The 21,724-nt window shown below is 68.2% G+C and carries 23 protein-coding genes; 4 read left to right on the top strand and 19 right to left on the bottom strand.

What is annotated here, in order from left to right:
• Positions 1–7: 7 nt before the first annotated feature.
• On the top strand, positions 8–523 hold the full coding sequence (locus VFB33_05275; protein ID HZO81085.1) for a GNAT family N-acetyltransferase: 516 nt from the start codon (positions 8–10) through the stop codon (positions 521–523).
• 11 nt (positions 524–534) lie between these two features.
• Here the strand turns inward: VFB33_05275 and VFB33_05270 are convergent, their stop codons facing one another.
• The 13 genes from VFB33_05270 to VFB33_05210 form a co-directional block, all read right to left on the bottom strand.
• Positions 535–2,127, bottom strand: coding sequence for a VWA domain-containing protein (locus VFB33_05270; protein ID HZO81084.1), 1,593 nt, complete (start codon positions 2,125–2,127; stop codon positions 535–537).
• Positions 2,128–2,147: 20 nt separating this feature from the next.
• Complete coding sequence (locus VFB33_05265) at positions 2,148–3,557, bottom strand: hypothetical protein (protein HZO81083.1); 1,410 nt, start codon at positions 3,555–3,557, stop codon at positions 2,148–2,150.
• A gap of 22 nt (positions 3,558–3,579) precedes the next feature.
• Complete coding sequence (locus VFB33_05260) at positions 3,580–4,134, bottom strand: HIT domain-containing protein (GenBank protein HZO81082.1); 555 nt, start codon at positions 4,132–4,134, stop codon at positions 3,580–3,582.
• Entirely contained in the window at positions 4,100–4,405 is a 306-nt protein-coding gene (locus VFB33_05255; GenBank protein ID HZO81081.1) for an HU family DNA-binding protein, read from the bottom strand. Before VFB33_05255 ends, VFB33_05260 begins: the two co-directional genes overlap by 35 nt.
• Before the next feature lie 61 nt (positions 4,406–4,466).
• Positions 4,467–6,215 (bottom strand): 30S ribosomal protein S1, encoded by a 1,749-nt coding sequence (locus VFB33_05250; GenBank protein HZO81080.1) that lies wholly within the window; start codon positions 6,213–6,215, stop codon positions 4,467–4,469.
• Between the two features lie 69 nt (positions 6,216–6,284).
• Entirely contained in the window at positions 6,285–6,965 is a 681-nt protein-coding gene (cmk, locus tag VFB33_05245) for a (d)CMP kinase (GenBank protein ID HZO81079.1), read from the bottom strand.
• Entirely contained in the window at positions 6,962–7,825 is an 864-nt protein-coding gene (locus VFB33_05240; protein ID HZO81078.1) for a prephenate dehydrogenase/arogenate dehydrogenase family protein, read from the bottom strand. The genes cmk and VFB33_05240 overlap by 4 nt, the downstream gene beginning before the upstream one ends.
• 138 nt (positions 7,826–7,963) lie before the next feature.
• The gene (gene hisC / locus VFB33_05235; GenBank protein ID HZO81077.1) at positions 7,964–9,037 is read right to left on the bottom strand and encodes a histidinol-phosphate transaminase; all 1,074 of its coding nucleotides are present in this window, start codon (positions 9,035–9,037) and stop codon (positions 7,964–7,966) included.
• 41 nt (positions 9,038–9,078) lie between these two features.
• Positions 9,079–10,194 carry a prephenate dehydratase gene (gene pheA, locus VFB33_05230; GenBank protein ID HZO81076.1) on the bottom strand — a complete coding sequence of 372 codons (1,116 nt, stop codon included), beginning with the start codon at positions 10,192–10,194 and terminating at the stop codon, positions 9,079–9,081.
• Between the two features lie 14 nt (positions 10,195–10,208).
• Positions 10,209–11,135, bottom strand: coding sequence for an acetyl-CoA carboxylase carboxyltransferase subunit alpha (locus VFB33_05225; protein ID HZO81075.1), 927 nt, complete (start codon positions 11,133–11,135; stop codon positions 10,209–10,211).
• Between the two features lie 10 nt (positions 11,136–11,145).
• Positions 11,146–12,144, bottom strand: coding sequence for a tRNA (adenosine(37)-N6)-dimethylallyltransferase MiaA (miaA, locus tag VFB33_05220; protein ID HZO81074.1), 999 nt, complete (start codon positions 12,142–12,144; stop codon positions 11,146–11,148).
• Positions 12,141–14,039 carry a DNA mismatch repair endonuclease MutL gene (mutL, locus tag VFB33_05215; protein HZO81073.1) on the bottom strand — a complete coding sequence of 633 codons (1,899 nt, stop codon included), beginning with the start codon at positions 14,037–14,039 and terminating at the stop codon, positions 12,141–12,143. The genes miaA and mutL overlap by 4 nt, the downstream gene beginning before the upstream one ends.
• 72 nt (positions 14,040–14,111) lie before the next feature.
• A complete protein-coding gene (locus VFB33_05210; protein ID HZO81072.1) occupies positions 14,112–14,873 on the bottom strand; it encodes an SDR family oxidoreductase in 762 nt (253 codons plus the stop codon).
• Positions 14,874–15,103: 230 nt separating this feature from the next.
• On the opposite strand from VFB33_05210, the gene rpmB reads away from it, so the two are divergent.
• Entirely contained in the window at positions 15,104–15,331 is a 228-nt protein-coding gene (rpmB, locus tag VFB33_05205; protein HZO81071.1) for a 50S ribosomal protein L28, read from the top strand.
• Here rpmB and VFB33_05200 read toward each other — a convergent pair.
• The gene (locus VFB33_05200) at positions 15,328–15,615 is read right to left on the bottom strand and encodes an ArsC/Spx/MgsR family protein (protein HZO81070.1); all 288 of its coding nucleotides are present in this window, start codon (positions 15,613–15,615) and stop codon (positions 15,328–15,330) included. The genes rpmB and VFB33_05200 overlap by 4 nt on opposite strands.
• Positions 15,616–15,827: 212 nt before the next feature.
• On the opposite strand from VFB33_05200, the gene VFB33_05195 reads away from it, so the two are divergent.
• A complete protein-coding gene (locus VFB33_05195; GenBank protein HZO81069.1) occupies positions 15,828–16,610 on the top strand; it encodes a carboxypeptidase-like regulatory domain-containing protein in 783 nt (260 codons plus the stop codon).
• A gap of 19 nt (positions 16,611–16,629) precedes the next feature.
• Here the strand turns inward: VFB33_05195 and VFB33_05190 are convergent, their stop codons facing one another.
• From VFB33_05190 to VFB33_05180, 3 genes are all read right to left on the bottom strand, one after another.
• Positions 16,630–17,058, bottom strand: coding sequence for a VOC family protein (locus VFB33_05190; protein ID HZO81068.1), 429 nt, complete (start codon positions 17,056–17,058; stop codon positions 16,630–16,632).
• Positions 17,059–17,275: 217 nt separating this feature from the next.
• The gene (locus VFB33_05185) at positions 17,276–17,785 is read right to left on the bottom strand and encodes a hypothetical protein (GenBank protein HZO81067.1); all 510 of its coding nucleotides are present in this window, start codon (positions 17,783–17,785) and stop codon (positions 17,276–17,278) included.
• A gap of 62 nt (positions 17,786–17,847) precedes the next feature.
• Complete coding sequence (locus tag VFB33_05180; GenBank protein ID HZO81066.1) at positions 17,848–19,017, bottom strand: sigma-54 dependent transcriptional regulator; 1,170 nt, start codon at positions 19,015–19,017, stop codon at positions 17,848–17,850.
• Between the two features lie 609 nt (positions 19,018–19,626).
• Here VFB33_05180 and VFB33_05175 point away from each other — a divergent pair.
• The gene (locus VFB33_05175) at positions 19,627–19,890 is read left to right on the top strand and encodes a hypothetical protein (GenBank protein HZO81065.1); all 264 of its coding nucleotides are present in this window, start codon (positions 19,627–19,629) and stop codon (positions 19,888–19,890) included.
• A gap of 11 nt (positions 19,891–19,901) precedes the next feature.
• Here the strand turns inward: VFB33_05175 and VFB33_05170 are convergent, their stop codons facing one another.
• Both VFB33_05170 and moaA read right to left on the bottom strand, forming a co-directional pair.
• Positions 19,902–20,447, bottom strand: a complete 546-nt coding sequence (locus VFB33_05170) for a mismatch-specific DNA-glycosylase (GenBank protein ID HZO81064.1) — start codon at positions 20,445–20,447, stop codon at positions 19,902–19,904.
• A 230-nt stretch (positions 20,448–20,677) separates the two neighbouring features.
• Positions 20,678–21,667 (bottom strand): GTP 3',8-cyclase MoaA, encoded by a 990-nt coding sequence (gene moaA / locus VFB33_05165; GenBank protein ID HZO81063.1) that lies wholly within the window; start codon positions 21,665–21,667, stop codon positions 20,678–20,680.
• Between the last annotated feature and the right edge of the window lie 57 nt (positions 21,668–21,724).

Genomic DNA, 21,724 nt, shown 5'->3' with positions numbered 1-21,724 from the left:
GTCGTCGATGATCACTGTTCATCCGCTGATATTGCGGCCGTGGAGGCGCTCCGACGCGCGGGCGCTGGTCCGCTACGCCAACAACCGGAAGATTTGGCTCAACCTCAGAGACCGCTTCCCGCACCCCTACACGGAGGCGGACGCGCGCGCGTGGCTCGACCTGCGCGCCGCCGACATCGGCAACCCCGCCAACTTTGCGATCGAGTTCGACGGCGAGGCGATTGGCGCCATCGGCCTGGAGTTTCTTGCCGACGTGCATCGGTTGACCGCGGAGATCGGGTATTGGCTCGGCGAGCCGCTATGGGGCCGCGGGTTTGCCACGCTCGCGGTCAGGGCCGTGACGCGCTACAGCTTCGAGACCTTCGAGTTGCGCCGGATACAGGCGGCGGTCTTCGAATGGAACCCGGCGTCGGCGCGGGTGCTGGAGAAGGCCGGCTATGTCTGCGAGGGCCGCCTGCGCGACTACGTCGTCAAGGACAGCCGCGTCGGCGACGCACTGCTCTATGCGAAACTGCGCTGGTGAGCCGCCGTGCGCTACACTTTCTTGCGGCGCTTGGTAATGTAGTCCACCAGCATGTACTCGCCGAGGTGGTCGGGGCGGGTGTAGAGCGCGCGCCCGCGGTTGATCTGCGTCATCTTTTCGACGAAGGCGCGCAGGCTCGGCGAGTCGTCGAGCATGAAGGTGTTAATCGTGATTCCCTTGCGGGTGACACGCTCGACCTCCTTGAGCGTCTCCTGCGCGGCGCGCATGCTGATGCCGCCGAACGACAGCGGCCATTCGCAGTACAGCCGCTTGTTGAGGAAGTAGGCGGTCGGCTGGCCGTCGGTGATCACGATAATGTGCTGGTTGCGTGAGGGATGGCGCGCGAGCAGGTCGCTGGCCAGCCGCAGCCCGTCCTGAAGATTGGTGAACGGGTCGCCCATGTTCCACGACGCCTCGGGCAAATCCTTGAGCTTGAGCTCGACCGCGCGGGTGAAGAAGCCGACGATCGAGAAGAAGTCGCGCGGGAACTTCGAGCGGATCAGCGTCTCCATCGCCATCGCGACCTTCTTGGCCGCTGCGAAGCGTCCCTCCCAGCTCATCGACCACGACATGTCCAGGCACAGCACCGTGGACGACGAGCTGCCGTAGTCGTTCTCGTAAACCTCGAAGTCGTCGGGCTCCAACCTCAGCGGCACGCCCGGCTTGCGCGCCAGCGCGTGCTTGAGCGTGCCGACCAGGCTCAGGTTGAGCGGGTCGCCGAAGGCATAAGGCTTGGTCTCGTCGGGACGGATCTCGCTTATCCCGCGATGGTCGGTGAGATGGCCGCCGCCGCGATCCTTGAGCAGGCCCTGGTAGATGTCGCGCAAGGCGAGCTGGCCGATGCGGCGCACGCCCTTGGGCGAGAGCGCCACGTGCTCGCCCTTCTGCACCATGTACCCGCCCTGCTCGAGCAGCAGCATCACCTGGCGCAGGTTGTGGAAGTCCTGCTGCGCCTGCTGGCCGAGCAGCTCGCGCAACTCGTCCATCGAGATGCTCTCGAAGTTGCCCGACATCAGATCCTGTTCGAGCTGCTTCATGCGCTCCATCTCGCGCATCAGCTCGAGCGACTCCTGGTAGCCGAGGCTTTTCGGACCGTGGAAGAGATGCTGGTTGCGTTCGCGGAAGTTTTCGAGGTCGCGGACGTTCTCGTATTCGGCGAGCAGCTCGTCGAAATCGGCGCGCGCCTGCGCGTCCTCGAACTCGTAGCTCTCCAACTTGCGGATCGCCTCCGACAGCCGGCGCGGCATCCGCTGCAGCTCACGCTGCTTCTGCTCCATCCCGGGCTTCTGCGCGCTCAGCTCCTCGAGCGTGCGGCGCTCGCGCTCCAGGATGTCCTGTAGCCGGCGCTCCATCTCGCTCAGCGACTCCTTGAGGTTGAACTCGCGGTAGCGCTGGCGCATCTCCTGGCGCAGCTGCTCGAGGAACTCCTCCAGTCCCATCACCCGCGCGCCGTCGAAGTCCATCCCCTGGCGCGCCATCCAGTCCATCGCCTGGCGAACGTCGTCGGTGTAGGACAGGTACTCGGCCAGCTTCTCGAACACCTTGTCGGCGTCGAGCTTGAGCTTCTGGGTGCCGTCCCACTCGGTGTAGCGGATGGTGACCATCGCCGGCGCGGCTCGCGGGGTCAGGCGTGGTAGGCGAAGCGCCCGCCCGCGCGCTGCTTGTTGAGCTTCTGATGGAGGTGGAGGCCCTCGAAGATGAGCTCGCTCGCCGCCGCCATCAGGCCCGGCGTCTCGAACGAGCCGAGCTGCTCGACCGCCTCGCGCAGCCCGGGCACCTCGCGCAGCGCATCGAGGTACTCGGAGGCCGGCGCGCTGTCGGAAACCTCCACGCCCCATCCCTGCTCGAAGTAGCCGACCACGCGGCGCAGCTCGTCAACCTTGAAGTAGCGGTCGAAGACCTTGAGCACGGCCCGGTTGACCAGCCGCTCGATGAGGTCTTCCTCCTTCTTGTCCTCGCCCACGTACTCCAGCTCGATCTTGCCGGCGGTCGAGGCGTAGAGCGAATGGAGATCGCTCGGCCGCGGCACAATCTCGTTCTCGCCCAGGCGCACGGCGCGCTTCTCGGCGTTGGAGAGCACGGACTCGAGGTTGTTGATCGAAACCCGCACCGAGACGCCGGAGCTCTGGTTGATCTCGTTGGAGGCGCGCGCCTCGAAGGTTATCTGGGCGACGATTTCGCGCAGGAACGGCGGCACCCGCAGCGCCATCCCGGGGCTGGACGGATAGCTGCACTCCTGGTCCATGATCGCTATCTCGTCCTCGATCGTGCGCGGGTAGTGGGTGCGGATCTGGACGTCGAAGCGATCCTTGAGCGGGGTGATGATGCGCCCGCGCGAGGTGTAATCCTCGGGGTTGGCGCTGGCGACGAACACCAGGTCGAGCGGCAGGCGGATCTTGTAGCCCTTTATCTGGACGTCCTTCTCCTCCATCAGATTGAACAGCCCCACTTGGACCTTTTCGGTCAGGTCGGGTAGCTCGTTGATGGCGAAGATTCCGCGGTTGGTGCGCGGGATAAGCCCGTAGTGGACGGTTTCCTCGTCGGCGAGATAGCGCCCCTCGGCAACCTTGATCGGATCGATCTCACCGATCAGATCGGCGACCGAAACGTCAGGGGTGGCGAGCTTCTCGGCGTAGCGCCGCTCGCGCGCGATCCATTCGACCTCCAGCTCCTCGCCGCGCTCGGCGAGCCGGCGCCGGCAGGCGCCGCAGATCGGCGCGTAGGGGCTATCGTTGATCTCGCACCCCTTGACCGCCGGCACCCGTTCGTCGAGCAGGCCGGCGAGGAGGCGAATGATGCGCGACTTGGCCTGTCCGCGCTCGCCCAGAAAGATCATGTGATGGCCGGCGAGCACGCCGTTCTCGATCTCGGGCAGCACGCTGGAATCGTAACCGATGATCCCGGGCAGGATCGCGCGCCCGGCGCGCAGGCGCTCGACCAGGTTGCGGCGCATCTCCAGTCGCACCGGCAGGATCTCGACCCCCGCAGCACGCAAGCCGCCCAGGGTGTTGATTTTGAGCAGATCTTGATTCATCCGGTGATCCGATTCCGAGTTTCTAGGATATGGCAGCGCTGACCGCCTTGAAAAGCGGCGCGAGCAGCCTGAACGATTCCTCGAGATGCTGGGAAAGTACGCGCGTGTGGGCGAGCACCGGCATGAAGTTGGTGTCGCCCTCCCATCGCGGAACCACGTGCCAGTGCATATGGTCGGCAAAGCCGGCGCCCGCGCTGCGCCCAAGGTTGGCGCCGAGGTTGAAGCCCGCGGGCTTGAGCGCGCGGCGCAGCCGCACAACCGCCTCGGCCTGCAACTCGGCAAGTGCGGCGCGCTCCGCGCGCGAGAGCCGCTCGGGCGAGGCGAGATGGCGGCGCGGCGCGATCATCAGGTGCCCGTTGTTGTAGGGATAGCGGTTGAGCATCACCAGCGCCTGCGCTCCTGCGTACAGGATCAGCCGGCGCCGGCGCTCGCGGGCGTCCAGATCGCCGACGCAGAAGATGCATCCGCGCGCGGGCTTGCCTGCCGTGCGCAGGTAGGCCGCGCGCCACGGCGCCCACAGCCGCTCCGCAGCGCCCGGCGCTTCAGGCCGAGCGCGCCTGTTCGCCGCCGCCGCCATTCAGCCCCGCGCGCAGCTCTTTGCCGGCGCGAAAGAAGGGCACCCGCTTGGGCGCCACCTCGACCACGTCGCCGGTGCGCGGGTTGCGCCCGTGGCGGGCGCGCCGCTGCTTGGTATCGAAGCTGCCGAAGCCGCGAATCTCGATCCGGCCGCCATCGGCCAACACCCGCGCCATCTCCTCGAACATCGCGTTGACCGCGGTCTCGGCCTGGCGATGGGTGACGCCGCGCCGCCGCGCGAGTAATTCCTCGATGATGCCGCGCCTGGTCATCGCGCCGCCCCTGTATGCGCGGCATCCAGCATGCCGCGCGCCTGCTGTTTGCAATCCGAACCTAGCGCTGCTCGCGGCCCCGCCCGCGGGCGCCCGTGCGCCCGCCTTCCTCGCGGTCCAGACGCAGCTCCTCGTTGAGGATGTCTTCCATTGAAAAGCGCGCCGCCTCGTGCTCGCGCTTGAGATAGGCCTGCATCTCCTCGCGCTCCTCGTGCTGCTTGAGCGCCTTGATCGACAGCCCGATCCTGCGCTCGCGGCTGTCAACCTGAACCACCAGCGCGTTCACCTCGTCGCCCGCCTTGTACAGCGCCGAGGGCTTGTCCACCCGCTCGTTGCTGAGCTGCGAGATGTGGATGAGCCCCTCGATCCCTTCCTCCAGCTCGACGAACACGCCGAAGTCGGCAACCGAGCTTACCTTGCCGCGCACCTTGGTGTTGAGTGGATAACGCTGCGCGACAGTTGACCACGGGTCCGCGGCGAGCTGTTTGATGCCGAGGCTGATGCGTTCGTTCTCGACGTCGATGCCGAGCACCACCGCGTCAACCTCGTCGCCCTTCTTGTAAATCTCCGAGGGATGGCGCACCTTGCGCGTCCACGAAAGGTCGGAGATGTGGACCAGACCGTCGATGCCCGGCTCGATCTCGACGAACACGCCGAAGTCGGTGATCGACTTGACCTTGCCGTGCACGGCCGAGCCGACAGGATGCTTCTGCGCGAGCTCCTGCCAGGGGTTGGGCTCGGTCTGCTTAAGGCCCAGCGAGATGCGCCGGTTTCCCTCGTCGACGCCGAGCACCTGGACCTCGACGAGGTCGCCCTGGTTGACGACCTTCGAGGGATGCACCGCGCGCTTGCTCCAGCTCATCTCGGAAACGTGGATCAGCCCCTCGACGCCCTTCTCGAGCTCGACGAAGGCGCCGTAGTCGGTCACGCTCACCACCTTGCCGCGCAGACGCGCGCCGACCGGATAGTTCTGCGCCGCGCTCGCCCACGGGTCGGGCATGATTTGCTTCATGCCGAGCGACACCCGTTCGCGCGCGGGGTCGTACTTGAGCACCACCACTTTGACCTTGTCGCCGACCTTGACCGCCTCGGAGGGATGCTGCAGGCGGCCCCAGGACATGTCGGTGATGTGGAGCAGGCCGTCGAGTCCGCCGAGGTCGACGAAGGCGCCGTAGTCGGTGATGTTCTTGACCACGCCCTCGAGGATCACGCCCTCCTCGAGCACCTTGAGGGTCTGCTCCTTGAGTTCGGCGCGCTCGCGCTCGATGACCGAGCGGCGCGAGACCACGACGTTGCCGCGCGCGCGGTTGAACTTGAGGATCTGGAAGCGGCCGCGCTGGCCGATATAGCGGTCGAGGTTGCGCGCGGGACGGATGTCGACATGCGAGCCGGGCAGAAAGGCGGGCACGCCGATGTCCACCTGCAAACCGCCTTTGACCTTGCCCAGGATCACGCCCTCCACCGCGGTCTCGCTCTGGAAGGCGCGCTCCAGCTCGCGCCAGACCTTGAACTTCTCGGCCTTGGCATGGGAGAGCGTGACCGTGCCGTTCTCGGTCTCGGTGCCCTCGAAATAGACGTCGACCTCGTCGCCTTCCCTGACCACGACGTTGCCCTCGTGGTCGAGGAACTCGGCGAGCGGCACCTGGCCTTCGCACTTGTAGTTGATGTCGATAATGACGTGATCGCGGGTGATCAGCAGGACCGTTCCGGTGAGCACATCGCCGGAGCGCGGAGCCCGCAGACTCTGTTCCATCAGCGACTGAAAATCATTATCTCCTCCGTGCGACTTATCCGACAAAGCTTTCTCCATTTAGTGGGACCTTCCCCGGGATTCGAGGCTACAGCAATCCATACCGCCGGGCTTGCCTCGTTTCAAGCCCTAAGCTGCGCTCGCGCGCGTGCGCACCCGCGTCGCCATCAACGCCACCACCTCGTCGATCGTGCGCGCGCTCGAGTCCACGACGATCGCATCGGGCGCCGGGCGCAGCGGCGCCAGCGCGCGCTCGCTGTCGCGCCGGTCGCGCTCGCGCAGCGCCGCGAGCACCTCGTCGCGGCTGGTCGCGACGCCGCGCGCCGCGAGTTCGCGAAAGCGCCGCTCGGCGCGGACCTCGGCGCTGGCGTCGAGAAAAAACTTGAACTCGGCGTCGGGAAATACCGCGGTGCCGATGTCGCGTCCTTCCATCACCACGCCGCCGCGCGCGCCCGCGGCCCGCTGCAACTCGCGCATCCGCGCGCGCACCACGCCCAGCGTGGACAAGCGCGAGGCCAGCTCGCCGACTTCCGAGTCTGCGATCGCGCCGCTTACGTCGCGCCCGTCGAGCAGGATGCGTCCGGCGGAAAATTCGATTCGCGTCCGCGCGAGCAGCTTCTCCAGCTCGCGCTCGGCGGCGGAATCGCCGGCATCGATTCCCGCAGCGCGCGCCGCCAGCGCGACCGCCCGATACATCGCGCCGGTGTTGACGTACTCGAAGCCGAGCGCGCGTGCCAGGCGCTGCGCGACCGTCGATTTGCCCGCGCCGACCGGCCCGTCGATTGCGACTATCGGCCGCGCGCGCTTCATTTCAGCCCCTCGCGCATCGCCCGCCCGCGCTCGAACAGGGCCTCGAAGCGCGCGCCATCGCCCTCGGCGATCGCGCGCGCGAACTCGTCGAAACTTGTGCGGAACAGCTCGAGCGCGGCCACGATCGCCTCGCGATTGGTGAGCACGATATCGCGCCACATCTCGGCCGACGAAGCCGCAATCCGCGTCGTGTCGCGCAAGCCGCCGGCGCCGTAGCCGGCTGCGACGCGCCCGCCCACGCGCCCACCTTCGAGCGCGGCGGCGAGCGCGCTGGCGACGATCTGCGGCAGATGGCTTGCGCGGGCGAGAATCTCGTCGTGTTCGCCGGCAGACATCCGCTCGACCCGCGCGCCGGTTGCGCGCCACAGGCGCTCGACGCGCTCGAGCGCGGCGGGCGTGGTGCGCGCCGACGGGGTCAGGATCGCGCGCCGGCCGACGAAGAGTTCCTGGTCCGCGGCCGCGGCGCCCGTGGTCTCCTTGCCGGCCACCGGATGCATCGCGACCAGTGCCATCCGCGGCCCGAGTAGCGGCTCGAGCGCGTCCACCACCCATCCCTTGACGCTGCCGACGTCGGTTATCACCGCCTCGGGCGGCAGATGCGGCGCCATCGCGGCCAGCGTCTCGGGCATCGTGCGCACCGGCACCGCGAGCACGACGAGGTCGGCGCCGCGCGCCGCCTCGGCCGGATCGCGGGTGGCGCGATCGACAATCCCGCGTTGGAGTGCGACGTCGAGGTTGTGCTGCGTGCGGCCGAGTCCGACCACCCGCTCGACCAGTCCGTCGCGTTTGGCAATCAGCGCGAGCGAGCCGCCGATAAGGCCCACCCCGCATACCGTCATCTGCTTGAATAGTACCGCCATCTAGGAGGTTTCAAAGCGCGCCACGATGATGACGTGGGGAGCGCGCCCGCAGCGCGCGGGCGTGCTCAAAGTATAGCACGTCCGCGCGCGCGCCGCTCGCCCGCGCGCCGAAACCTGTTGACATTTTGCGCGGCGGCCTCAGAGCACCCGCTCAAGCGCGGCGATCAGGCGGCGGTTTTCCTCGGGCAGGCCAACGCTGATGCGCACGTGGCGGGGCAGCCCGTAGCCGTTCATCGGGCGCACGATCACGCCCTCGCGCAGAAGTTTTTCGTACACCGCACGCCCCTCGCCAACGTCGGCCAGAATGAAGTTGGCCTGGCTCGGGACAAAGGAGAGCCCCAGCCGGCGCAGCTCGCCTTCGAGATACTCCATCCCGCGCGCGTTGACCTCCAGCGTGCGCGCGACATGCTCGTGATCGTCCATCCCCGCCGCGACCGCGACTTGGCCCAGCGAGGTGACGTTGAAAGGCTGACGCACGTTGTTGAGCAGCCGCACGATATCCTCGCGGGCGACCGCGTAGCCGACGCGCAGGCCGGCAAGCCCGAAAATCTTGGAGAACGTGCGCAGCGTGACCAGCAGACGGTGCCCGTCTTGGTCCTCGAGCGAGTCGGGATAGTCGGGGTCGCGCACGAACTCGAAGTAGGCCTCATCGGCGACGATCACCACCCGCTCGGGCACGCGCTCCAGAAACCGGCGCCACTGGGGCTTGCGATAGATCGTGCCGGTCGGGTTGTTGGGATTGCCGAGAAAGACCAGCGCGGTGCGCTCGTCGATCGCGTCTGCCATCGCGTCGAGGTCGAAGACGTAGTCCTCGCGCAGCGGCACCACCTTGGCCATCCCGCCCGAGGCGGCGATCGCGAGCCGGTAGATCACGAAGGAGTGATCGGCGATCACCGCGTTCATCCCCGGGCGCAGGAACAGGTAAACCAGCAGGTTGAGGATCTCGCATGAGCCCGAGCCCATGAAAATCCGGTCGGGGCTGACCTTGTGCTTGGCCGCGATCTTGTGGCGCAGGCTCCAACTCGAGCCGTCGGGGTAGCGATGGAGCTCACCGAGCGCGGCGCGAATCGCCGCCAGCGCCCGGGGCGAGGGGCCGATCGGATTCTCATTGGAGGCGAGCTTGGCCGGCTCGCCGATTCCCAGTTCGCGCTGGACCTCTTCGATCGGCTTGCCCGGCTCGTAGGGATGGAGCGCGGCAACCGCGGGAAGCACCAAGTCGTCGGCTTTGATCAAGTCAGTTGCAGGGCGGCCGGCTACGCGCCAGCCTGCCTGTCCTCAGGATACGATCCCAGCACCTTCAAAAAAAGGGCTTTGCGTCCCAGTTCGCCCAGTGCGCGGCGCAGGCGCGGGTCGTCGCGATGGCCGCCGAGATCGACGAAGAAGAGGTATTCCCACGGCCGCGAGCGCAGCGGGCGCGATTCGATCTTCGAGATGTTGATGCGGTTGCGGGCGAAGATGCTGAGCGCCTCGTGCAGGGCGCCAACCTTGTCGCGCACCGCGAAGAGCGCCGTGGTCCGGTCGGCGCCGCTGCGCGCAACCGGCTTGCGCCCCATCACCAGGAAGCGCGTGGCATTCTGTGCCGAGTCCTGGATATTGCGCGCGATCACCCGCAGTCCGTAGGCGGCGGCCGCGGCTTCCGAGGCGATCGCCGCCGCCCCGGGCTCGCCCGCCGCGCGCTGCGCGGCGACGGTGTTGGAGGCCACCGCCTCCAGTTCGCAGTGCGGAAAGTTGGCCGCCAGATAGTTGCGGCATTGCGCGAGCGACTGCTGATGCGACAGGATGCGGCGCAGCGCGCCGGCCTCGCCCTCGCGCGACATCAGGGCGTGCCGGATCGGCAGCAGGATTTCGCCGATTATCACCAGCGGCGTATCGATCAGGAGGTCAAGCGTAAGCGTAACCGAGCCCTCAGTGGAATTCTCCACCGGCACCACGCCGAAATCGGCGCGCCCAGCGTCGAGCGCGGCGAACACCGCCGCGATCGAGGGCTGGGCCAGGAACTCGGCGCTCGCCCCGAAGCGCATCCGCGCCGCTTCGTGCGAATAGGTGTACTCGGGGCCGAGATAGGCGACGCGCAGCGGATGTTCGAGCGCGGTGCAGGCAGAAATTATCTCGACGAAAATCCGCCGCACGTGCTCGGCCCGCAGCGGTCCCGGATTGCGCGCGGCCACCTGGTCGAGCACCTCGCGCTCGCGCGCCGGCTGGTAGATCGGCGCGCCCTCGGCCTGCTTGAGCCGGCCAATCTCCTGGGCCGCCTCGGCACGCTCGTTGAGCAGGCGCAGGAGTTCGAGGTTGATCTCGTCTATGCGCGCGCGCAGGCGGGCAAGATTGGCGCGCGGCGTGCAGGCGCCGGAGGATTTGCGCGAGGCCATGGCGGGGAAGATGGCTAACCCAACGCGCCGGGATTTTCAACGCGCCCGCGCCGCAGAAACACCGCGCCCATCGCGGCGAACTTGCGCTCGCGCTCGCGGCGCAGGCGCGCGGGACTGAGCCGCGCAAGGCGGGCGAGATGGCGCTCGAGCGCGCGCCCCAGTTCGCGCGCGGCGCGCGGCGGGTCGAGATGCGCGCCACCGGGCGGCTCGCCGACCACCTCATCGGCGATCCCCAGCGCGCGCAGGTCGGGCGCCGAGAGCCTGAGCGCAGCGGCGGCGTCGGCAACCCGCTCGGGACCGCCCTCGCGCCACAGGATCGCGGCGCATCCCTCGGGCGTGATCACCGAGTAGCAGGCGTTCTCCTGCATCAGGATCGCGTTGGCCACGCCGAGCGCGAGCGCGCCGCCCGAGCCGCCCTCGCCGATCACGCAGGCCACCACTGGCGTTTCAAGCCGCATCATCAGCTCCAGATTCGCCGCGATCGCTTCGGCCTGGCCGCGCTCCTCGGCGCCCACTCCGGGCTCGGCGCCCTGGGTGTCGATAAACGTGATGAGCGGCAGGCCGAAGCGGTCGGCGAGCTGGTAGAGGCGCGCCGCCTTGCGGTAGCCCTCGGGATGCGGCTTGCCGAAGTTGCGCCGGATCCGTTCCTGGGTCGAACGGCCGCGCTGATGGCCGACGATCGCAACCGGCTGGCGGCCCAAGTAGCCGAGCCCGCCGACGATCGCGCCATCGTCGGCGAAGCGGCGATCGCCATGGATCTCGAAGAACCCGCGCACAAGATGCTGGACGTAGTCGAGCGTCTGCGGGCGGGCGGGATTGCGCGCGAGGCGTACCCGCTCGATCGCGCTCGGCGCGCCGGCGGACGCGGCGGCCGCGGCCGACACGCTCGCCTCGCTCGGCGGATTCTCCGCGCGGGCGCGGTTATGTTCTGTGGTTGCCATCCGGAAGGTCTCAGATGCCGGCGCGCTCCGCGCGCGCGAAGAACGCGCTCAGCATCTCGAAAGCTTGCTCAAGCCCGCGCTCCGCGTCAATCCACCTGATCTCGGGATCGGCGCGGAACCAGGTGAGCTGGCGCTTGGCGAGCCGGCGGGTATCGCGCTTGGCGAGCGCGATAGCCTCCTCGAGCGCGGTCTCGCCGCGCACCGCGGCCGCGATCTGCCGGTAGCCAACCGTGCGCAGCGGCGCCCGCCCGGGATCGCATCCGGCGGCAAGCAGCGCGCGCACCTCGCCCACCAGCCCGCGCGCGACCATCTCGTCGAAACGGCGATCGATCGCCTCGTACAGTCGCTTGCGCTCCATCGCGATTCCCAGGGTCAGCGTCTCGTACGGACGCGCGGCGAAGCGATGGCGCTCCTGGTGGACGCTTATCGGCTGGCCGGTCAGACGATAGACCTCCAGCGCGCGCGTGATGCGGTAGAGGTCGTTATGGCCGATCCGTCCGGCAGCGGCGGGATCGACCTCGGCCAGCCACGCATGCAGGCACTCGACGCCGCGCGCGGCGGCGAGCGCGGCCAGCTCGCGGCGCAACTCGGGCGCGGCCGGCGGCCCGGCGAAGATCCCACCGCGCAGCACGCGCAGATAAAGCCCGCTGCCGCCGACCACCAGCGGCGCGCGGCCGCGCGCCGCGATATCGGCGATCGCGCCCCGCGCGAGCGCGACGAACCCCGCAACGTCCAGCGGGGCGGAGGGATCGCGCACGTCGATCAGATGATGTGGGACGCGGCGGCGCTCCTCGGCGGTCGGCTTGGCCGTGCCGACATCGAGCCCGCGATAGACCTGGCGCGAGTCGGCGTTGACGATCTCGGCGCCCAGCCGTTCGGCAAGCTCAAGCGCGATCGCCGTCTTGCCGGCGCCGGTCGGCCCCACGATAAAGCCGACGCGGATGGCTTCGACCGCGCCGGGCGCGCGCGCGGCGCCGGGCGCGCTTTCTTCGCGAGCCACGATGCTCATCGCCGGAACATCCGCTCGATCTGCCCGCGTCCCCACTGGATATGCACCGGGCGGCCGTGCGGGCAATTGGTCTTGAACTCGGTACTGTCCAGCTCGCGCAGCAGCGCCGCGATCTCTGCTCCGCTCAGCGCCCGCCCCACGCGCACCGAGCCGTGACAAGCGAGCTGCTTGAGCAGATCCTCGAAGACGCCGGCGCCGCCCGGACCGAAGCCGTCTTCGCCCATCGCGTCCAGCATCTCGCCGAACAGGCGCGCGCCGTCCTCGGCGCCGAAGACCGCAGGCGCGCCCTTGAGCAGCAGCGTCGTCGGGCCAAACGGCTCGAGCTCGAAGCCCATCGCCCGCAGCTCGCTGAGCGCCTGATGGACTTTCGGGGCGCGTGCCGGATTGAGCTCGACCGCAACCGGCGCGAGCATCGCCTGCACGTGCACCCCGCCCGCGCGCACCTGGGCGCGAAGCTTCTCGAAGGTCACGCGCTCATGGGCGGCGTGCTGGTCAACCAGAATAAGCCCGTCGTCGCCCTCGAGTGCGATATAGCCCGCGAAGAGCTGGCCGATCACGCGCAGCCGCGAATACATCGGGACCCGTCCGGCCGCCGCCCCCGCCGGTTGTGCCAGCGGCACCACCTGCGCTCCCAAGGGGGTCTGCACCACGGGCGGCGCCACCGCGCCGGCGGTCCCGGGCGTATGGGCGCCGGCTGAGTCGCGCGCGGATTCGTCGTAGAGCGCGGCAACTTCGGCCGCCGTGCTCGGACCCCATCCGAGTCCCAGCGCGCGCTGCTCGGCGCGCGCCGCCCCCTGAACGTCCGGCACCAGGCGCAGCGGCGGCTCGGATTGCGAGGCAACGATTAGCGCGCCGAGCGGCTCGGGACGCTGCGGCACCGCGGGCGGCGCGGGGGATGCGCTCTGGTCGGCAAGCCGCTCGCGCAGCACATGATAGACCGCTTCGAAGACCGCACCCGAGTTGCGAAAGCGCACCTCGGTCTTCATCGGATGAACGTTCACGTCGATGTCGTCGGGGCGCAGTTCGACGAAGACGACGGCGGCGGGATGGCGTCCGCGCGGGATGAGCGTGTCGTAGGCCTGCGCCACCGCCCGCGCCAGCATCCGGTCGCGCACCGCGCGCCGATTGACGAAAGTGAAGACCATCCGGGGCGTCGGATAGGACTCGGCGCTGGTCGCGGCGAGGCCGAAGACGCGCACGCCCGACCGCGCGGCGTCGAAGGCAAGCATCCGTGCCGCCAGCTTGGTGCCGAAGAGCTGGCGCGTCCGCTCCAGCGGCGAGGCCGCGCGTGCAAGTTCGTACACCGTGCGGCCGTCGGCCGTGAACTTGAAAGCAACCCGCCAATGGGCAAGCGCCAGGCGCTGAATCGCCTCGGCTGCCGCGGCCTGCTCGGTGGCTGGCGTCTTGAGGAACTTGCGCCGCGCGGGCGTGTTGAAGAAGAGCTCGCGCACTTCGACCCGGGTGCCGGGCGCGGCCGCGCAATCGCGCCTGAGCATGACCTCGCCGCCATCGGCGACAATCTCGGTGGCGGCGAGGTCGGCGGCCCGCCGCGTCACCATCCGAAAGCGCGCGACGCTCGCGATCGAGGCGAGCGCCTCGCCGCGAAAGCCCATCGTGCGGATTGCACCGAGGTCATTCACGTCACGGATCTTGGAGGTGGCGTGGCGACGCAGCGAGAGCAGCGCGTCCTCGCGCCCCATCCCGCAGCCGTCGTCTGCGACCGCGATGAGCGCGCTTGCGCCGCCCTCGATCTCGACGCTTATCGACTTCGCGCCGGCGTCGAGCGAGTTCTCGACCAGTTCCTTGAGCGCGGAGGCCGGCCGTTCGACCACCTCGCCCGCGGCGATCTGGCTTGCGATATGCTCGGGGAGAATGTGGATCAGCCGTTCAGCCATCCCATGCCCGGCCCGCGTCCTTCACTTTTTTCACAATGGAGCTTTTGCCGCGCCGACTCAAGCAACCGCGTCTCAGCGCGCCATGTAGCCGCCGTCCACGGACATCGGATGGCCGGTGACGTAGGAGGCTGCATCGGAGCACAGCCAGGCCACCGCCTCGCCGATCTCGGCGGGGTCGCCCAGACGCTTGAGCGGCTCGGCCGAGGCGAACTTCTTTTCCATCTCGGGGCGATGGCTGAGCAGGCGCTCGAGCATCGGGGTGCGGATCGGCCCCGGGCATACGCAGTTGACGCGGATTTTCTCGCGCCCGTACTCGATCGCGGCCGCGCGGGTCAGTCCGACCACGCCGTGCTTGCTCGCGACGTAGGCCGGCAGTCCCGGCGACCCGCTGAGCCCGGCGGCCGAGGCGGTATTGACGATCGCGCCGCCGCCCTGCTTGAGCATCTGCGGAATCTCGGCCTTCATGCAGAAAAACACGCCGGTGAGGTTGACCGCGATCGTGCGGTTCCAAACCTCCTCGGCGCACTCCGCCGTGCGTGCCATCTTGCCGTCGATGCCAGCGTTGTTGAAGGCACAGTCGAGCCGACCGTAGGTCGCGACCACCCGAGCCACGAGCGCTTCGACCTCGGCCCATCTGGAGACATCGGTGCGCACGAAGATCGCCTCGCCGCCCGCCTGCTTGACCATCCTGAGCGTCTCCTCGCCGGCTTCGGCGACGATATCTGAGAGCGCAAGCCGCGCCCCCTCGCGGGCGAAGATGAGCGAGGTCGCCCGTCCGATTCCGGAGCCGGCGCCGGTTATCAGCGCGACTTTGCCGTGCAACAGACCAGCCATCGTGGGATATCCTCCTTAACACCATTGTTGAGCGCGCCATTGGGCCGCCTGGCGTGCCCCGGACGCGACGTCCGCTGCGCCGGCGGCGCGCGCAGCGCGGTCGGCGTGGCGGCGATGGTCGAACTTCTAGCGCAGACGCGCGCCGCGCGCATGCGCCGGCGTGCCACTTTTATCACGCGGGCCAAGCGGATATTGTGGGCAGTCGACTTCTTCAACTGCGCGGATAATCCATGCGACACTGTGCAATTTGCGGAAAACAACCCTCCGTGGGTAACAACGTCAGCCACGCCAACAATAAGACCAAGCGCCGATGGCAGCCGAACCTCCAGGAAGTGCGCGCGGCCGTCGGCGGCGGGGTCAAGCGGATCCTGGTGTGCACCCGCTGCCTGCGCAGCGGCCGCGTCGCCAAAGCGACGGCGGGCGGGCGCTCCTCGCGCACCGGCGCGGCCCAGGCCTAAAGGAGCGCCTCCAGCCGCTCGGGGGGACGTGCGATAACGGCCTTCTTGCCGCGTACGACTATCGGACGCTGCATGAGCTCGGGATGCTCCAGCAGCAGAGCCACGACCGCCTCGGCGGTGGTGTAGTCGGCGGGCTTGAGCCCGAGCTCTTCGAACCGGCGATCCTTGCGCACCATCTCGGCCGGCGGTCTGTCGAGCATCGCAACGATGCGCTCGAGGGTGATGCGGTCGAGGGGATGTTTGAGATATTCGATGGCGTCGAACTCGACACCGCGGGCGCGCATCAGCTCCAACGCGCCGCGCGAGTTGCTTCAGGCGGGGTTGTGGTAAAAAGTCAGCTTCTCCATCGCGCGGCCTCTTCCGGGCGCTTTTCTTGCGCCAAAGTTTGCCTCAGCATAGGCGCGGTGCTGTGCGCGGGCAAACGGATTAGCCTCGGGATCACGCGGGCAACGACCTGGACCTCGGCGCCACGCGCAGGAGCTACGGGAAGGGCGGGATGACGATCAAGCTTTCGGCAAAACAGGCAATCGGCGCGCTCGCCGCGGCCCTCGCGCTGGGCGCGGCACCCCTTGCGCCTACGGCCGACGCCGCCGATGTGCCCGCGCAAATGGCATCGCCGACGGCCGCTACGAGCACCGCTGCGCAGGCCTCACGAGAGCCGGTACCGTCTCCGTCAGCCCAGGTAAGCGGCGTGCTCACCGATCCGCACGATCGGCCGCTCGCCAACATGGAGATCAATTTCCAGGGACGCGTCGATCCCGATATCTTCACCGTGCGCACCGGCACCGACGGCTCCTTTTCAACCGTCCTGCCGCCGGGAATCTACGACTTGCGCGACGCGCACGGCGCGATCATCGCGAGCGACGTAAGCGTGGGCCCCAACGGCGGCAGCATCGGCCGCGTCCAGACCCCCGCACCGCTTGCCCCGACGCGCCTGTTCGATCGCCAGGCGCTCAGCCGTGTGATCGTGAAGAACCCAGCGCCGTCGGGCGCCTACGTGCCGGCCGCCGGCGAGACGCATGCGCCGATCAAGGCGGCGACGGTGGTAAATCCGCCGGTGCAGGGGGCGACGGGCGGGCGCGCAATGGCGCCGGCTCAGGTGGTGCCGATGGGCATCGAGCAGCAGATCCAGATTCCGCCGGGGGCCGACACCACGATCGCTATGCCGGGAGCGGCCGAGGAAACGATGCCGCCTCCCTCATCCGAACCGGCGCCCCCCTCGACCGAGGGCGGCAAGTCCAGGCCGCCGCGCCTTCATCGGCCTTCCGGTGCCTATTGATTGCCGGCCGCGCCGCTCATCACGGCTTTGGCGCCGATCCGGTCAGGGTGAGGCCAATCTCCTGGCCGTAGGAGACCTCGAGATTGTTGCCGTCGGGATCGGCGATATAGGCCCAGTAGCCGACCGGGTAGCCGGTGTCGGTGGGACCGCTGCGCAGCCGCCCCTCGGCGCGGGCCGCCGCGCATAAACGATCGACCTCTTCGCGGCTGTCGCAACCCACACCGAGGTGACCGAACGGCGCGAGCGGCGAATCGCGCTGGTCGGGCCATTCGGCGAGCACGATCACGAACGGCCGCGTGCGATCGCTCATCCAGGCCACGCGGACGGCTGCGCCGGGGTCGAGGCGCTGATGCACAACCTCCATCCGGGCGTACTTGGCGTAAAAAGCGATACTGTCGTCCAGGTTGCGCACGCTAAGCGCCACGTGCGTCAGTCCGATGTCGGTCATCGCGCAAACCTCCCACGCCGTCGATAGGCGAGGCGGACGCGCCGAGAGTCAGAACTTAAGGACGCCCACCGTGTCCAAGGATTAGAAGGGCTGCGCCGACGCGAGTAAAGGGAGCCGCTGTGCAACTGGCCAAACGGCGTGAACGGAAAAAATCCCGGGCCGTGGCAGCAAGCGGGCGGATACCTGCCGCCACGGCGCCGGTTGGGGGGGAGGAAATTTAATCGAGCACAACCGACAGCAGTCGGGGGGAAGCGCTTGCGCGCGAATCGGCGGCGGCGGTGCGCGATGCCGGCGGGATCGCGTGCGCGAGCGAGACAGGCTGGCGCCCGGTCGGCGAACCCATGATTGAAACCGCGGTGATCTCGGCGCCCGCGCCAAACATCCGCAAAAACACGATCGGCGCCGCGCACTTAAGCGCCACCCTGAACGACGTCCCGTCGGGCGCGGGCCCGGCGAAGAGCACGTTGCCGCGCCCCAGACCGCTGAGTTCGGCCGACTGTTCGGCGGCACGCAAGGCGCGCGCCGGCCAGTTGGGCAGGTAAGCGGCGCCGGCCATCGCCGCCTGATCGGCCGCCATCTGCAGCGTCGTCTGGACCTGGTCGCGGACCAGCATGTCGCGGCTCACCATCAGCGCGGCGGCGGAAATCAGGATCGCGAAGACCGCCAGCATCACAATCGGCCTTGGCGTGCTCTGGGCGCGGTGTCGCGCCATGCTCTGAGCTTGCATAAGAAGATGGCCTTCTTGATCGATCATTGCCCCCTCCAGAGATTCGGAAGTCGTTGCGGAAGTCATGCCTTGACCAACCTGAGCGCGCCTGCGCGCCGACGGGGTTCGCCGCTCGCTCCCGCAGCTCCCGTATGCATCCCGTAACGCGTGAGCATCCGGTACAGCGTGGTGCGCGAGACGCCGAGGATGCGCGCCGCGCGCTGGCGATTGCCGCGGGCATGGCGCAGCGCGAGCACCAGCGCCTCGCGCGTCAGCATATCGAGCGAAGCCGGCGCCGCAGGCTCGCCTGCCGTCGCCGAATCCGCGGTTGCGCTTGCCGCCTGCGCGTCCATTGACGCCGCGGATAAACTGGTGTTGACCGATTCGGCCGCGAACGGCGCGGATACGGGCGCTTCGCCGGCGATGTCGCACGGCAGATGCGCCACGTCGATCCGGTCGCCATCCGCGAGCAGCACCGCACAGCGGACAGCATGCTCCAGCTCGCGCACGTTGCCCGGCCATCCGTAGGCCAGCAGGCGCTCGATCGCGCGCCGCGAGATAAACCTGACTGCGGCGCCGAACTCGCGGTTGCAGCGCTCGACGAAGAGGCTCAGCAGCGCGTCCAGCGCTTCGAGCCGCTCGCGCAGCGGCGGCACGCGCAGGGCGGCCACATTGAGCCGGTAATAGAGGTCTGCGCGGAAGCGCCCCGCCCTGACCTCGGCGCGCAGGTCGCGATTGGTCGCCGCTACGATCTGGACGTCGACCTTGAAGGTGCGGGTCGAACCCACCGGCTGGATTTCGCGATACTCGACCGCGCGCAGAAGCTTGGCTTGCAATCCCGCCGGCAACTCGCCGACTTCGTCTAAAAACAGCACCCCGCCGTCGGCCGCGCGGAAATAGCCCTGGGCCTCGTCGCGGGCGTCGGTGAACGCGCCCTTGACGTGGCCGAAGAGCTGAGATTCGGCCAGCGATTCCACCAGGTTGGAGCAGTTGAAGGTAATGAACGGCCCACGGGGCGCCGGGCGCAGCTCGTGTACGGCGTGCGCCACCAGCTCCTTGCCAGTGCCCGATTCACCTTGAATAAGGACGGTGGTGCGATGTGCGCCGACGCGGGCGAGCAGACGAATCAACTCGCCCATCGCCGCTGATTTCACTACCATCCCGCCAACCTGCGCCGCGGGGCCCATCCGCTGAAGGTCCAGCCAGTCAGCGTCGGTTCCAAAAGCGCGCGCGTTTGCGGTCAGCTCCGCCATTATCTCGTTGCTGCAGCTCAAAGTTCCTCTCGCTCTCTGCCCCCCGGGTCCGGCGGCGCACCGCCGTGCTGCGGGGTTGGTCAGCAAATGCGGTGCCATAGACAGAAAATGAAGAGATATGCACGTTTTAGAGAGATTTAAGATTAAATAAGCGGAAATTGGCGTAGCGGAAGACCAACATCGACGTTGCTCTATTGCACTTTAATTTATCAAAATGTGGCAATATCCCGCGACGCTGTCCTCCGCAGGGGACCGGACGGGGCCCTGACTAACCGCAGGGCTGGCCGCCTATCGGACGCCGCTAGAGTTCCGGCGACAACTCGGGTCGTAGGGCGGTGCGCCCGCGCTCTTTCAGGCGCATGCACTGAGGCAATCCGCGCTCGGCCCGATCGGGTGGGCCCGGCCGGGCCGTTGCGTCCAAGCCACGGCGGGTTGCGCCGGCGCGTCCGCGTGCGAGGCGGAGAGCGGATTAGGACAGTTGAGCGCAATGCGCCGGATGGCATACGGAATGCTCCAGGCCGCGCCGGGGGTTCGAACCAATCAGGAAGGCGTGACTGGCGGGCGGCCCCTAGGAGGGCGCGCGTCAGCTTTGCGGCGGGGGCCGCTGAGATGAGCGCGGATCATCCGGTATTCAAGAAGCGCTTGCCCTACAGGCGGGCGCCCGATTGGGTCAAGTGCGAGCTGTGCCAACGCAACGCGCCCCATCTTCCCGCGCGTTTCGTTGTCGCGGTCAACGAAGAGGCGGACGAGCAGCCGCCAGTCGAGTCGAACTCGCTGGTCCTGCTCTGCATCGACTGCTCGGCGCTGGTCGAGGGCGCGATCGACGCCGACGAATGGAAGCGGCGCACCGGCTTCCGTTCGGCCCAGAGCTGATAAATTTCCCGCTACGTCGATCGCCGCGCGTGCCGCGGCCGGTCGGCCACGGCCTCGACAAATTCGCGCAGCCGCTCGAACCACACCAGCTTGTGTCTAAAGCCAGGAAAGCTCGCGTTGAGCCCGCTCGGGTTGGGCAGGACGAAAACTCGCGCGCCGTCGATCTTCTCAGCCTTGGGCCCTGGTCCGGCGTCGCTGCCGCGTCCGAAAAACTGCCGGTAGATCGTCACGCCGACGAAGGCGACGACGTCGGGATGCAGCCGGCGGATCTTGCGCTCCAGCGCCTGCTTGCCGCGCCGCAACTCGGCCGCGCTCAGCTCGGCGGCCGAGCGCGTCGCACGCGGGCATAGATTGGTTAGCGCAAGGCCAAACTCGGCAAGCCGCTGATCTTCGTCATGGGTGAGCGCGACGGGGACCAGGCGCGCGGCGTAGAGCAGACGCCAGAAGGGATTGCCGGGGCCGGCAAAGTGATGGCCGACCGCCTCGGAGCGCAGGCCGGGGTTAATCCCGACAAACAGGATCCGCGGATGAGGAGTCAGCACGTCGCGCAGCGGCACGACGCAATAGATAGCACGCTCAGGCGCAGTTCGAGAGGACTTTTGGGACGGACGCGACCGCGCTCAACGCGATCCAATCGCACCAAGCCCTAGCGCCCCTATCCCTGAGCATGCGTGACAGGTTGGACGCCATGAAGCCGGTGCGCTGGGCAAGCTCCTGAAACGATTCGTCGCGATTATTCGCGGCGATAGTGGCGAGCAGCGGCGGCGAACTCCCGGACAAGCGGGAATCACCCCCCGATCTGGTACATCGAGCGCTCGCGGGTGGAGCGGCCTTCGAGCAGATGGTGGCCGGTGGGTTTGAGCGCGACCGCGCGCTCCAGAATCCGCGCAACCGCCGCCTCACCCCCGCCCTCGCGCAGCGCGCGCCGCACGTCCATCTCGTCGTCGTTAAGCAAGCAGAGGTGGAACTTGCCGTCGGCGGTCAGGCGCATCCGGTTGCACGTTCCGCAATACGGCTCGCTGACCGGGCTGATGAAGCCGACCACGCCGCGCGCGCCGTACAGCCTGAAGTTGCGCGCCTCGTCGGACGGATTGCTCGACCCGAGCTCGAGCAGCGGGCCCAGCGCCGCCTCGATCCGCCGGCGGGTCTCGATGTTCGAGACGTAGCGCTTGATCGCAAGCCGCGCGCACTCGCCCCCGCCCAGCGGCATCAGCTCGATGAACCGCACGTGCCAGTCGCGCTCGACCGTCAGCGCGGCGAGGTTCACGACCTCGTCCTCGTTGTACCCAGCGGCAACCACCGCGTTGAGCTTGATCGGTACCAGCCCCGCGGCCTCGGCGGCCATGATTCCGTCCCAGATCCGGGTGAAGCTGCCCCAGCGCATCTGCTGCTCGACCGTGGCTGGGTTGAGACTGTCGAGATGGACGTTGATGCGTCGAAGGCCGGCGCGTCTCAGCGGCTCGGCGAGCTTTGCCAGAAGCAGCGCATTGGTGGTGAGCGCGAGATCGCCGACGCCATCGATCGCGGCCAGCCGCTCGACGATCTCGATCACGTCGGCGCGGATGAGCGGCTCGCCGCCGGTCAGGCGGAACTTGCGAAACCCGACGCTGACCGCCGCGCGCACGACGGCTTCGATCTCGGCCGGCGTCAGCAGCTCGTCGCGAGGCAGGAAGCGCAGTCCGTCGAGCGGCATGCAATAGACGCATCGCAGATTGCAATTATCGATTACCGAGATGCGCAGGTAGTCGATTTCGCGATTGAAGGAGTCCCTCGGCATTCTTGCCAAGCCCTGCTGCGGTTGTCTCTCGCGCGCCCGTAAGGGCACGGCGAACCA

Source organism: Candidatus Binataceae bacterium (assembly GCA_035650475.1).
GTDB lineage: Bacteria > Desulfobacterota > Binatia > Binatales > Binataceae > JAKAVN01.
Note: the sequence above shows the minus strand (reverse complement) of the source record. Positions and strands in the feature narration are given on the sequence as shown.

What these genes read in the sequence shown, in the direction of transcription:
- mutL (HZO81073.1), bottom strand. Translation starts at nt 14,039, where the DNA reads ATGGCTGAACGGCTGATCCACATTCTCCCCGAGCATATCGCAAGCCAG.
- VFB33_05175 (HZO81065.1), top strand. Translation starts at nt 19,627, where the DNA reads ATGAGCGCGGATCATCCGGTATTCAAGAAGCGCTTGCCCTACAGGCGG.
- VFB33_05200 (HZO81070.1), bottom strand. Translation starts at nt 15,615, where the DNA reads ATGCGCGCCCGCGGTGTCGAGTTCGACGCCATCGAATATCTCAAACAT.
- moaA (HZO81063.1), bottom strand. Translation starts at nt 21,667, where the DNA reads ATGCCGAGGGACTCCTTCAATCGCGAAATCGACTACCTGCGCATCTCG.
- cmk (HZO81079.1), bottom strand. Translation starts at nt 6,965, where the DNA reads ATGAAGCGCGCGCGGCCGATAGTCGCAATCGACGGGCCGGTCGGCGCG.
- rpmB (HZO81071.1), top strand. Translation starts at nt 15,104, where the DNA reads ATGCGACACTGTGCAATTTGCGGAAAACAACCCTCCGTGGGTAACAAC.
- VFB33_05195 (HZO81069.1), top strand. Translation starts at nt 15,828, where the DNA reads ATGACGATCAAGCTTTCGGCAAAACAGGCAATCGGCGCGCTCGCCGCG.
- VFB33_05190 (HZO81068.1), bottom strand. Translation starts at nt 17,058, where the DNA reads ATGACCGACATCGGACTGACGCACGTGGCGCTTAGCGTGCGCAACCTG.
- VFB33_05255 (HZO81081.1), bottom strand. Translation starts at nt 4,405, where the DNA reads ATGACCAGGCGCGGCATCATCGAGGAATTACTCGCGCGGCGGCGCGGC.
- VFB33_05185 (HZO81067.1), bottom strand. Translation starts at nt 17,785, where the DNA reads ATGCAAGCTCAGAGCATGGCGCGACACCGCGCCCAGAGCACGCCAAGG.
- VFB33_05250 (HZO81080.1), bottom strand. Translation starts at nt 6,215, where the DNA reads ATGGAGAAAGCTTTGTCGGATAAGTCGCACGGAGGAGATAATGATTTT.
- VFB33_05275 (HZO81085.1), top strand. Translation starts at nt 8, where the DNA reads ATGATCACTGTTCATCCGCTGATATTGCGGCCGTGGAGGCGCTCCGAC.
- miaA (HZO81074.1), bottom strand. Translation starts at nt 12,144, where the DNA reads ATGAGCATCGTGGCTCGCGAAGAAAGCGCGCCCGGCGCCGCGCGCGCG.
- VFB33_05270 (HZO81084.1), bottom strand. Translation starts at nt 2,127, where the DNA reads ATGGTCACCATCCGCTACACCGAGTGGGACGGCACCCAGAAGCTCAAG.
- VFB33_05210 (HZO81072.1), bottom strand. Translation starts at nt 14,873, where the DNA reads ATGGCTGGTCTGTTGCACGGCAAAGTCGCGCTGATAACCGGCGCCGGC.
- pheA (HZO81076.1), bottom strand. Translation starts at nt 10,194, where the DNA reads ATGGCCTCGCGCAAATCCTCCGGCGCCTGCACGCCGCGCGCCAATCTT.
- VFB33_05265 (HZO81083.1), bottom strand. Translation starts at nt 3,557, where the DNA reads ATGAATCAAGATCTGCTCAAAATCAACACCCTGGGCGGCTTGCGTGCT.
- VFB33_05260 (HZO81082.1), bottom strand. Translation starts at nt 4,134, where the DNA reads ATGGCGGCGGCGGCGAACAGGCGCGCTCGGCCTGAAGCGCCGGGCGCT.
- VFB33_05240 (HZO81078.1), bottom strand. Translation starts at nt 7,825, where the DNA reads ATGGCGGTACTATTCAAGCAGATGACGGTATGCGGGGTGGGCCTTATC.
- VFB33_05180 (HZO81066.1), bottom strand. Translation starts at nt 19,017, where the DNA reads ATGGCGGAGCTGACCGCAAACGCGCGCGCTTTTGGAACCGACGCTGAC.
- VFB33_05225 (HZO81075.1), bottom strand. Translation starts at nt 11,135, where the DNA reads ATGGCAACCACAGAACATAACCGCGCCCGCGCGGAGAATCCGCCGAGC.